The sequence below is a fragment of the Pseudomonas sp. Z18(2022) genome (genome assembly GCF_036346535.1).
Classification (GTDB): Bacteria; Pseudomonadota; Gammaproteobacteria; order Pseudomonadales; family Pseudomonadaceae; genus Aquipseudomonas; species Aquipseudomonas yamanorum_A.
Map to the genome: position 1 here is coordinate 1 of NZ_JAOTOA010000049.1, position 9,596 is coordinate 9,596.

Annotated in this window: 11 protein-coding genes; 10 read left to right on the forward strand and 1 reads right to left on the reverse strand. The window is 63.8% G+C overall.

Translation table 11 applies throughout. From position 1 onward, the window contains the following. Positions 1 to 8: 8 nt before the first annotated feature. Positions 9 to 1,133 (reverse strand): sensor histidine kinase, encoded by a 1,125-nt coding sequence (locus V3W39_RS33295; protein WP_259201313.1) that lies wholly within the window; start codon positions 1,131 to 1,133, stop codon positions 9 to 11. A gap of 334 nt (positions 1,134 to 1,467) precedes the next feature. Between V3W39_RS33295 and V3W39_RS33300 the strand changes: the two genes are divergently transcribed. The 10 genes from V3W39_RS33300 to V3W39_RS33900 all read left to right on the forward strand — a co-directional run bounded on the left by V3W39_RS33300 (position 1,468) and on the right by V3W39_RS33900 (position 9,432). Then, entirely contained in the window at positions 1,468 to 2,616 is a 1,149-nt protein-coding gene (locus V3W39_RS33300; protein WP_177133491.1) for an acyl-CoA dehydrogenase family protein, read from the forward strand. A gap of 17 nt (positions 2,617 to 2,633) precedes the next feature. Further along, positions 2,634 to 3,005: a hypothetical protein gene (locus V3W39_RS33305; RefSeq protein WP_177048604.1), complete on the forward strand. Its 372-nt coding sequence runs from the start codon at positions 2,634 to 2,636 to the stop codon at positions 3,003 to 3,005. 3 nt (positions 3,006 to 3,008) lie between these two features. Next, a complete protein-coding gene (locus V3W39_RS33310) occupies positions 3,009 to 3,479 on the forward strand; it encodes a nuclear transport factor 2 family protein (RefSeq protein WP_330214162.1) in 471 nt (156 codons plus the stop codon). After that, the gene (locus tag V3W39_RS33315) at positions 3,476 to 4,603 is read left to right on the forward strand and encodes an amidase (RefSeq protein WP_330214163.1); all 1,128 of its coding nucleotides are present in this window, start codon (positions 3,476 to 3,478) and stop codon (positions 4,601 to 4,603) included. Before V3W39_RS33310 ends, V3W39_RS33315 begins: the two co-directional genes overlap by 4 nt. A gap of 24 nt (positions 4,604 to 4,627) precedes the next feature. Then, the gene (locus V3W39_RS33320; RefSeq protein WP_330214164.1) at positions 4,628 to 5,911 is read left to right on the forward strand and encodes an aromatic ring-hydroxylating oxygenase subunit alpha; all 1,284 of its coding nucleotides are present in this window, start codon (positions 4,628 to 4,630) and stop codon (positions 5,909 to 5,911) included. Beyond that, the gene (locus V3W39_RS33325) at positions 5,908 to 6,399 is read left to right on the forward strand and encodes an aromatic-ring-hydroxylating dioxygenase subunit beta (RefSeq protein WP_177048611.1); all 492 of its coding nucleotides are present in this window, start codon (positions 5,908 to 5,910) and stop codon (positions 6,397 to 6,399) included. Before V3W39_RS33320 ends, V3W39_RS33325 begins: the two co-directional genes overlap by 4 nt. A gap of 76 nt (positions 6,400 to 6,475) precedes the next feature. After that, positions 6,476 to 7,216, forward strand: a complete 741-nt coding sequence (locus tag V3W39_RS33330; protein ID WP_330214165.1) for an SDR family NAD(P)-dependent oxidoreductase — start codon at positions 6,476 to 6,478, stop codon at positions 7,214 to 7,216. Between the two features lie 142 nt (positions 7,217 to 7,358). Further along, positions 7,359 to 8,309 (forward strand): PDR/VanB family oxidoreductase, encoded by a 951-nt coding sequence (locus tag V3W39_RS33335; protein ID WP_330214166.1) that lies wholly within the window; start codon positions 7,359 to 7,361, stop codon positions 8,307 to 8,309. A 60-nt stretch (positions 8,310 to 8,369) separates the two neighbouring features. Next, positions 8,370 to 9,290: a transcriptional regulator FeaR gene (gene feaR, locus V3W39_RS33340; protein WP_177048614.1), complete on the forward strand. Its 921-nt coding sequence runs from the start codon at positions 8,370 to 8,372 to the stop codon at positions 9,288 to 9,290. Next, positions 9,190 to 9,432 (forward strand): transposase zinc-binding domain-containing protein, encoded by a 243-nt coding sequence (locus tag V3W39_RS33900; RefSeq protein WP_442968445.1) that lies wholly within the window; start codon positions 9,190 to 9,192, stop codon positions 9,430 to 9,432. The genes feaR and V3W39_RS33900 overlap by 101 nt, the downstream gene beginning before the upstream one ends. Positions 9,433 to 9,596 lie beyond the last annotated feature (164 nt).

A 9,596-nucleotide genomic window follows, 5' to 3' on the forward strand; every position in this document is an offset into this window, starting at 1 on the left:
CCCCCATCTCACACCCCCACCAAAGGCAGCGAAAAACTGAAAACCGCCCCACACGGCTCAAGATTCTGCGCCCAGATATCCCCCTGATGCCGACCAATAATGTTCTTGCACAACGCCAACCCAATCCCGTTCCCACCCACCTTCGACGAAAAGAACCCATCAAAGATTTTCTCCCGCGCCACCGCCTGAATCCCCCGACCGCAATCCTCGACACTCAACCGCGCCACGCCTCCATCCCGACAGGCATGCAACCGCAGCACCCGACGCTCAAGAGGCAGCTCGCTCATCTCGTCAATGGCATTGAACGCCAGGTTCAGAATCACCTGCCCAATCAACACCCTCTCACACTGCACCATCAGCGGCTCCGCGCTCGGCACGATCTCCAGCCGCACCTGACCGGGCTCGGCCCGCAGGCTGATGAAGTACCGGGTTTCATGCAGCAACTCATTCAAGTCCACCCACTCGGCACTCTGCTCCAGCTTGACCACGTAATCACGCACGCTCTTGATGATCAAAGAAGCATGCTCCACCTGCCGCACGGCACTTTGCAGCCCCCAGTTCACGCCCTGGTCGGCACTGTGGGTATCACCCAGGCGAATCAACACCCCTTCGATAAAGTTACGAGTGGCCGCCAGCGGCTGGCTCAGCTCATGGGCAATCGCCACGGCCATCTCACCCATGGCGTTGTAGCGCGCCAGGTATTCCAACTGTTGCTCGCTGACACGCCGGGCTTCTTCGGCACGGATCAGGTCACGCTTGACCTTGTCTTCCCGGGAAATATCGCGGAACTGCACCATCAGCACATCACGTCCGTCCAGGTGCACTAACGTCGCAACAGCTTCCGAAAGAATGTCCACCCCGGCCTTGGAGCGATAACACCACTCGATGGTGCGCTGGCCGCTGCGAGCCGCGCGTTCCAGCCAGCGCAGGCCGATGGAGCGCTTGTACTTCGGCGCATCGCGGGTCATGTCCGGGGCCTTGAGCGGGATCAGTTCTTCCAGGGTAAAACCCAGCGCCGACAGCGCGGCGGTGTTGGCCCAGAGGATGTCCTTGCTCTGCGCATCGTGAAGGATGGTGCAGATCGGCATGGCCTCGATCAGGGTGTGGAAATCATGGTTATTGGGTAGGTACATCGCGTAGCCCTTGGCGGTGGAGGGGACGACTACAGTGGCAAGTTATACCGGTTTGCCCGCGGGGGCACGCTCAGAAGTTATCGGGGGCGCACTAGGGGATTTCTTTAGCCAGGGGGCGGCACGCCCCAATAGTGGCCGCCGAAGGCCCTTCCTAAACTGACCCCATCAACGGGACTGGCTCCGTAGCAGCTGTCGAGCCCAAGCGAGGCTGCGTTGGCCGCGACTCGGTATCCAGATCGACTTGATAGCGGCGTCGCGCCAACGCAGCCTCGCCAGGGCTCGACAGCTGCTACGGGTAGTTTCCCATCCATAACAACTACAACGGAGAAAGCCCATGCTGCGTTCGGCCCTCGTGCAACCAGACGCTTTACCCGATGCGCAGCCCGCGCTGTTCCAGCAGGTGCTGGATGAGGTGCGCCAGCGCCGCGACGAGTTCGACGCCGGCTCCCATGTGCCACGGGACATGATCGAACGCTTCAAGCAGGTGGGCATCTATCGTGCGGCCACCCCGCGTTGTTTCGGCGGCGATGCCCTGGCCCCTGCAACGTTTTTGCAGATGATCGAGCGCATTTCCGAAGCCGACGGTTCCGCCGGCTGGGTCGCCAGCTTCGGCAGCGCCGGGGTGTATCTGGCAGCGTTGCCCACGCAAACCCTCGCCGAACTGTATGCCGACAGCCCCGACCTGGTGTTTGCCGGTGGGCTGTTCCCGTTGCAGCCGGCACAAACCGTCGACGGCGGCTGGCAAGTCAACGGCACCTGGAAATTTGCCAGCGGCTGCAAGGGCGCCGACTTGCTGGGTGTGGGCATCGGTGCGGCAGGCGGCAAGCCGCGCACCGCCGTGTTCAAGCCGGGCCAGGTTGAAATCATCGAAAACTGGGAGGTGGTCGGCCTCAAGGGCACCGGCAGCCATGACTTGCGCGTCACCGACCAATACATCGACGAGCGCTGGACCTTCATCCGTGGCGGCGCCGCTACCATCGACGAGCCGCTGTTCCGTTACCCCTCGATTGCCTACGCCGCCCAGGTGCTGGCCGTGGTCAATCTCGGCCTGGCCCGTGCCGCCCTCGATGAAATCAGCGCCATGGCCAGCGGCAGCGGCATCACCGGCGCACCGAAACTGGCGGATCGCGCCTACGTGCGCATCGAAATCGCCAAGGCCGAAGCCCAACTGAGTGCCGCTCGGGGCTTTTTCTACGGCGCCACCGAACAAGTGTGGAACTCGATCCTCGCCGGCAACCCGGTTACGGCGGAGCAAACCAGCCTGCTGCGCCTGACCGCCATTCACGTGTCCCAGGCCGGCGCCGCCGTGGTGCAGAGCGCCTACAGCCTGGCGGGCACCACCGCGATTTACCTGCGCCACCCGCTGCAACGCTACCTGCGTGACGCCATGGTGGTGACCCAGCACGCCTTCCTCAGCGAAGGCCTGTACGACGGCGCCGGCTCGGTGTTCCTCGGCGTTCCACCATTTCCTGGCTACATCTGACTTTCAAGGATCAACCCATGTCCCAAGCCACTCAAGAACCGCTGCGCGTCGTCTTCTGCATCGGCATCACCCAGAACTTTTTCGACCTGCCCACCGGCGAAGGCCTGAGCGTGTGGAAAGGCTTCAGCCAGATGATGGGCGACCTCGGCGCCATGCCGGGCATCAACGTACTGGGTGCGATGGATGACGACCGCTTGATGGTCGGCCCTTCGACCACCTCGCCATGGACCGTCTACATCATGGCTGACGTCGACTGCCACCAGTCGGTGATCGATGCCTGCAACCTGTTCCGCACCACGCCCGTGGGTGAATACAGCCTGTGGCGCTACGCGAAGATTGAAGCGCGGATCGGCCGCCCGCTGACCATCCCCGACGCGGCCAGGGTGTGAGCCATGGACCTGTTGCAGCGTCTTGAAACCCTTGAAGGGGAGAGCCAGGTCCGGCGCTTGATGGCGCGCTACATGGACCTGTGCGACGTGCCCCGGGCGGCAACGAACGTCCGCGAGCTGGCCGGGTTGTTCACCGCGGATGCGGTCTGGGAGGGCATCGGTACCAGCACCGCGCAAACCTTCGGCCAGCATCAGGGGCGCGACGCCGTGGCGGCATTTGTCGGCAGTTATCTGCCGCCGTCCGAGCACTTCGCGTTGAACCTGCATTACCTCACCAGCGAGTCGATCCAGGTGGACGGCAGCACGGCAGCGGGGCAGTGGATCATGCAGCAGATTTCCACCTACGCCGACCAGCGCAGCGAGTTGTTCGGCACGCGGCTGAACATTGATTTTCGCCGTGTCGACGGCACCTGGCTGATCGCGCATTTCCGCACGCAACGCCTGTTCAATACCGTATTGGGGGTGAACCCATGAGTACCTTCGTCAGCGAATTTCTGCTCGGTGGCAGCGGTAAACGCGTGGCCATCAAAGACTCCATCGACATCGCCGGGCACCCGACCCGTTCCGGCAGCCGTGCCTTTGCCGATGCACCGCCCGCGACCCGGCATGCAGATGTGGTGCAGTCGGTGCTCGACGCCGGCTGGCAGATCGTCGGCAAGACCAACCTGCATGAACTGGCGTTTGGCGTCACCGGCATCAACGACTGGAGCGGCACGCCGATCAACCCCCAGGCGCCTGACCGGGTGCCGGGTGGGTCGTCCAGCGGTTCGGCCGCAGCCGTTGCGGCGGGCCTGGCGGATATCGCCATCGGCACCGACACCGGCGGCTCGGTGCGGGTGCCCGCTGCGTGCTGCGGGATCGCCGGGTTGAAGCCGACCTATGGCCGGGTCAGCCGGGCGGGCGCGCAGCCGGCGGTATCCAGCCTCGATTGCGTCGGGCCGTTTGCCGCGAACATGCAGGACCTGATTGCCGCGATGCAGGTGATTTGCCCGGGCTTCACGCCACAGGCCGCACCGGTTGGCGGTATTCATGTGGGCTTTCTGGATGTGGCCTGTGAGCCGTGGCTGAAGGCGAGCCTGATGGCCGCCGTCGATGCGGCTGGCTGGCGTCAGCAGCGCCTGCATCTGGACGACTTCGAGGCGGCGTTCGGCGCCGGCCTTACGGTGATCAATGTCGAGAACTGGGCGGCCTTCGGTCATCTCACGGGCAAGGGCCTGATCGGCGCCGACGTTGAACAGCGCTTGCTGGCCGCCAGCCGCACCAGCGCCGCTGAGTTGGCCGACGCCGAAGTCGTGCGCACCCGCTTCAGTCATCAGGTGGATGCCGCGCTCGAAGCGTTTTCCGTGTTGCTGCTGCCGACCCTGCCAGACCTGCCACCGACCCTGGCCCAAGCCCGCAACGGCAGCCAGGCCGTGGCCGGCATGACACCGCTGGTGCGGCCCTTCAACCTCAGCGGCCACCCGGCGCTGACGGTGCCGGTGACCCTGGTGGACAGCGGCCTGAAAGTCGGCCTGCAGATTGTCGGCCGCAAGGGCCAGGACGAATGGGTGTGTGCCCTCGGCGCGCAACTGCAGCAGAGCATCACGGCTCACCAATAAGAACAACGCCTTGAGGAGGGCTCCATGAGTACCCATGAATACCGGCTGATCGCCAAATCCAAAAGCCTCGACGAGCTGGTCAAGCACGACCGCGTCGACGTCTCGCTGTACAACGACCCGGCGCTGTTCGAAGCCGAACTGGAAAAAATCTTCTACCGCACCTGGGTCTGGGTCGCCCATGAAAGCGAGGTGCGCAACAGCGGCGACTTCAAGACCGCCACCATCGGCCGGCGCCCGGTGATCGTAGTGCGCGACAAGAAAGGTGCGATCAACGTGCTGGAAAACCGCTGCCGCCACCGTGGCGCCACGGTCTGCGAAAAGCATAAGGGCAACGCCACCGGCTTCACCTGCCCGTATCACAGCTGGTCCTATGGCCTGGACGGCAAGCTGCGGGCGCTGCCGTACCCGGACGGCTACGAAGGCCTCCTGGAAAAATCCGAATTGCCCTTGACCAGCTTGCGGGTCGACAGCTACGCCGGAATGGTATTCGCCAGCTACAACGACGACATCGAGCCATTGGCCGACTTCCTCGGCGGTGCCAGACACTGGATGGACCTGTTCATGAAGCAGGGCGCCGGCTACCCGATCAAGACCCAGGGCGAACACAAGTTCAGCTTCAAGGGCAACTGGAAGATCCAGCTGGAAAACACCACCGACGGCTATCACTTCCCCATCGTGCACAAGTCGTTCATGTCGTCGGTGGATGCCGAGACCTCGGAAATGCTCTCGTTCATGACCGACGAACAGGCCGTCACCCATTCCCTGGGCAATGGCCACAGCGTGATGGTGATGGTGCCCGAGCATGTCGACCTGGACCACGATGACGGCACGGAGCAGTTGCAGGAGCGCTTCGCCCACGTCACCGAAGAACTGTCGAAAACCATGGAGCCGGCCCAGGTGCGACGCATCGTGCGCTCACTGCACGGTGCCGGGTTCAACCTCAACCTGTTTCCCAACGTCGCCATGTCGATGTCGTTCTTTCGCGTGTTGCGGCCGGTATCGGTCACCGAGACCGAGATCCGCCACGTCGCCCTTGGCATGGATGGCGGGCCGCAGATCGCCAACCGCGAGCGCCTGCGCATCCACGAACACTTCCAGGGCCCGTTCGGCTTTGGCAGCCCCGACGACGCCGAGGCCTGGGACCGGGTGCAACGCGGTTCGTACGCCGGCGTGGACGCGCCGATCCTGGTCAACCGTGGCCTGAACCGCGAAGTCCTGGCCGACAACGGCGACAAGGTCTCCCACGCCACCGACGAAGGCGGCATGCGCGGGGCCTATGACATGTGGAAAAGGATGATGAGCCAATGAACACCCTGACTGGTTTTACCGCACCGCTGGCCCAGGCCATCGAATTCATCTGGCGCGAAGCCGAACTGCTGGACCACAAGGACTATGTGCAATGGGCGGCGTTGTGGAGCGAGAGCGGGCGTTACGTCGTGCCGATCGACCTGGACACCGACGATTTCGAGGCCAGCCTCAATTACGCCTATGACGACGCGCGCATGCGTGACTTGCGTATCGAGCGGCTGACGGCGGGGTATTCGCCGTCGGCGGTGGATGCGGCGAAAACCGTGCGCAGCGTGTCGCGATTCACGCTGGTGGAAGCGGCGGGCGAGGTGGTGGAGGTCAACTGTGCGCAACTGCTGTATGCCTACAAGCGCGGCGTGCACACACCGTTCGTGGCCGACCTGAATTACCGCATCCGCTTCAGCGCCGGGGCTGCGACCCTGGAGCGCAAGGTGGTGCGGCTGATCAACTCCACCGACAGCCTGAGTGCGCTGGGCTTCCTGTTGTAAGCACGATCTAACCCACCACCAAAACCAATGTGGGAGCTGGCTTGCCTGCTCCCACATTTGAAATGAGGACATCCTGATGAACCGAATCGCGCTTGTAACCGGCGCCTCCCGCGGCCTCGGCGAATGCATCGCCCGGCGCCTGCACGCCGCAGGCTACCGCGTGGGCCTGGCAGATGTGCGTCTGGATGGCGTGCAACACCTCGCAGATGAGCTGGACAGCAGCGGCGAAACCGCCGTCGCCATCGAGCTGGATGTGCGCAACAAAGCCGATTTTATCCGCGCCCGGGATCTGCTGTCGGAGCGCTGGGGCGGCACCGATATCCTGGTGAACAACGCCGGGGTGTCGAAAGTCGCGGCGCTGATGGACATCACGCCCGAAGAGTTCGACGAATCAATGGCGATCAACCTGCGGGGCACGTTCGTGGCCTGCCAGGTGTTCGGCGCGCACTTTGCCGAGCGGGGTTTCGGACGCATCGTCAACATCGCCTCCCTCGCCGGACAAAACGGCGGCACCGCCACTGGTGCGCATTACGCGGCGGCCAAGGGCGGTGTGGCCACGTTGACCAAGGTCTTCGCCCGTGAACTGGCGCCCCGGGGTGTGACGGTCAACAGCATCTCGCCAGGCCCGCTGGATTTGCCGGTGGTGCGCGAAACCGTGGCGCCGGAGCGCTTGGAGCAAATCCTCAAGATCATCCCGGCGGGCACCCTCGGCGACCCGCACACCATCGCCGACACCGTGCTGCTGTTGATTGCCGACCACGCCGCCTCGGTCACGGGCGCGTGCTGGGACATCAACGGCGGGCTGTTCATGCGCTAGTCATCGTTGTGGCGAGGGAGCTTGCTCCCGCTGGACTGCGCAGCAGGCCCAATCTCTTTGGGGGCGCTTCGCACCCCAGCGGGAGCAAGCTCCCTCGCCACAGGATAGCGTTCAACCGAAACAACTGTATTCAGGTGCTGCAATGATGAAGGTGAAGATCGAACGCATCGTCGACGAAGCGCTGGATATCCGTTCCTTTCGCCTCGTGCGCAGTGACGGCCAGCCCCTCGACAGTTATGAACCGGGCGCCCATGTGGACCTCACCGGGCCCACCGGCGTCACCCGCCAGTATTCCCTGTGCAGCCCGCCCCACGATGGCCGCGCGTACCTGGTGGCGGTGAAGAAGGAGGCACAATCCCGGGGCGGCTCCCTGGCCCTGCATGAGCAGGTGCAGGAGGGCATGGAGTTGGAGATGGGCGCGCCGCGCAATCTGTTTCGCCTCGACCCGGACGCGCCGGCCCATGCGCTGTTTGCCGCCGGTATCGGGGTGACGCCGTTGTTGAGCATGGCCTACCGACTGGCGGGCAGCGGCCAGCCGTGGCGCCTGCACTATTTTGCGCGTTCGGCGCAGTACGCGGCGTTTACTCAGCTGTTGGCCGATACGTTCGGCGAGCATGTGCAGTTTCACTTTGGCGTCGAACCGGGCGCACTGGATGCGGCCTTGAGCGTCTGCCTGGAGCAGGCCGGCGACGTGGCCCACGTCTACACCTGCGGCCCTGGGCCGTTCATGCACAAGGTGGTGGAAGTCGCGGCCCGCAGCCGTTCCGGGGAGGCGATTCACCTGGAACACTTCCAGGCCGACCCGGCGGCAAACGCCGGGCCCAGCGGTGGCTTCGAAGTGCAACTGGCCAGCTCCGGTGTGGTATTGCAGGTACCGGCGAATACCAGCCTGGTGGACGTGTTGCAGGCCCACGGTTGCGACATCGACACCGAGTGCCGCGAAGGCATCTGCGGCACCTGCATCGTCGAGGTGCTGGAGGGCGTGCCCGAGCACCGTGACAACTGCCTGTCGACCAAGGAGAAGGCCGCCAATCGGCAGATTTGCGCGTGTGTTTCCCGGGCGGTTTCCGCTCGTCTGGTATTGGATATTTGATCGGCGGTGCCAGTAAGATTGCTCGGACCAAAAAAATAAAAAACGTGAGGCCTAGCGGTCATGATGAGTTCAACGGTGCAACGTAACGAATCATTCGAGCGTTGGTTACAGCAGGTCAACCAGGCCTGTGGACGCTTCGATGCCCGCGCCCTGGGCACTGAATTCTATGGTGACCTGAGCGAGTTTCGCAGCGGCGCGATCAAGCTCAGCGTGGTCGACATGGCCCATGTGCACCTGTATCGCAGCAGCAAGGAAGTCAGTACCGGCAACGAGGGGCATTACTACGCGGTGTTCCAGCTGCAGGGCAGTGCGCAACTGGAGCAGGGCGACAACCGCGCGCAACTGGGCCGTGGCGACATCGCCCTGATCGACGCCTGTCGCCCCAGCGACATGACCTACCACGAGAACTCCCGGCAACTCTCGCTGATCCTGCCGCGCCAGGTGGTGGAGCGCGGTTCGCACTTCAACGCGGTCAACTGCGCGACACGGATCTCGGCCCGCACGCCCTTGGCGCTGATGGCCAGCCAGATGGTGCTCGACACCCGCCAGCAAAACGACCTGGGCATGCAGGAAAGCGAGGCGGTGCTGGACGCCCTGGTCAGCCTGTTGCTGCCGGGAATCAGCGCCCGTGACAACGGCGTGGACCCACAGGAGCGCCAGTTCCGCAAAACCATAGCCTACATCGACGCGCACATCGGTGCCGAAGAACTCTGCCCCGAGCTGATCGCCCGGGAAGTCGGGGTGTCGGTGCGCGGGCTGTACCGGATGTTCTCCAAGCGTGGGTTGGTGGTGGCGCAATACATCAAGCACCGGCGCCTGGATTTCTGCGCCGAAACCCTGCGCCACTCGCCGGCGGAGCAGAAGCTGTCGGCGCTGTGTTATGCCTGGGGCTTCTCGGATTCCAGCTACTTCTCATCGGCGTTCAAGTCGCGTTTTGGCGTGTCGCCGGGGGAGTACCGCAAGCGCTACAGCCATCATTGATGCGTGCCGCTCCCTGACCTGGAATGCATTTTCCTGTGGGAGCCGGGCTTGCCCGCGATGCAGGCAGACTCGGTCTGCCAGGTACACCGCAGCGATCCCATCGCAGCCTCGCCGAGGCTCGACAGCTCCCACATTGGAATGAGGTCAACTGTAGGAGCTGGCTTGCCTGCGATGCAGACAACTCGGTCTGCCAGGCACACCGCAGCGATCCCATCGCAGCCTCGCCAAGGCTCGACAGCGCCCACATTGGAATGAGGTCAACTGTGGGAGCTGGCTTGCCTGCGATGCAGACAACTCGATACCCCA

Coding starts and splice junctions, on each gene's coding strand:
- V3W39_RS33295 (WP_259201313.1), bottom strand. CDS start 1,133: ATGTACCTACCCAATAACCATGATTTCCACACCCTGATCGAGGCCATG.
- V3W39_RS33300 (WP_177133491.1), top strand. CDS start 1,468: ATGCTGCGTTCGGCCCTCGTGCAACCAGACGCTTTACCCGATGCGCAG.
- V3W39_RS33305 (WP_177048604.1), top strand. CDS start 2,634: ATGTCCCAAGCCACTCAAGAACCGCTGCGCGTCGTCTTCTGCATCGGC.
- V3W39_RS33310 (WP_330214162.1), top strand. CDS start 3,009: ATGGACCTGTTGCAGCGTCTTGAAACCCTTGAAGGGGAGAGCCAGGTC.
- V3W39_RS33315 (WP_330214163.1), top strand. CDS start 3,476: ATGAGTACCTTCGTCAGCGAATTTCTGCTCGGTGGCAGCGGTAAACGC.
- V3W39_RS33320 (WP_330214164.1), top strand. CDS start 4,628: ATGAGTACCCATGAATACCGGCTGATCGCCAAATCCAAAAGCCTCGAC.
- V3W39_RS33325 (WP_177048611.1), top strand. CDS start 5,908: ATGAACACCCTGACTGGTTTTACCGCACCGCTGGCCCAGGCCATCGAA.
- V3W39_RS33330 (WP_330214165.1), top strand. CDS start 6,476: ATGAACCGAATCGCGCTTGTAACCGGCGCCTCCCGCGGCCTCGGCGAA.
- V3W39_RS33335 (WP_330214166.1), top strand. CDS start 7,359: ATGATGAAGGTGAAGATCGAACGCATCGTCGACGAAGCGCTGGATATC.
- feaR (WP_177048614.1), top strand. CDS start 8,370: ATGATGAGTTCAACGGTGCAACGTAACGAATCATTCGAGCGTTGGTTA.
- V3W39_RS33900 (WP_442968445.1), top strand. CDS start 9,190: ATGCCTGGGGCTTCTCGGATTCCAGCTACTTCTCATCGGCGTTCAAGT.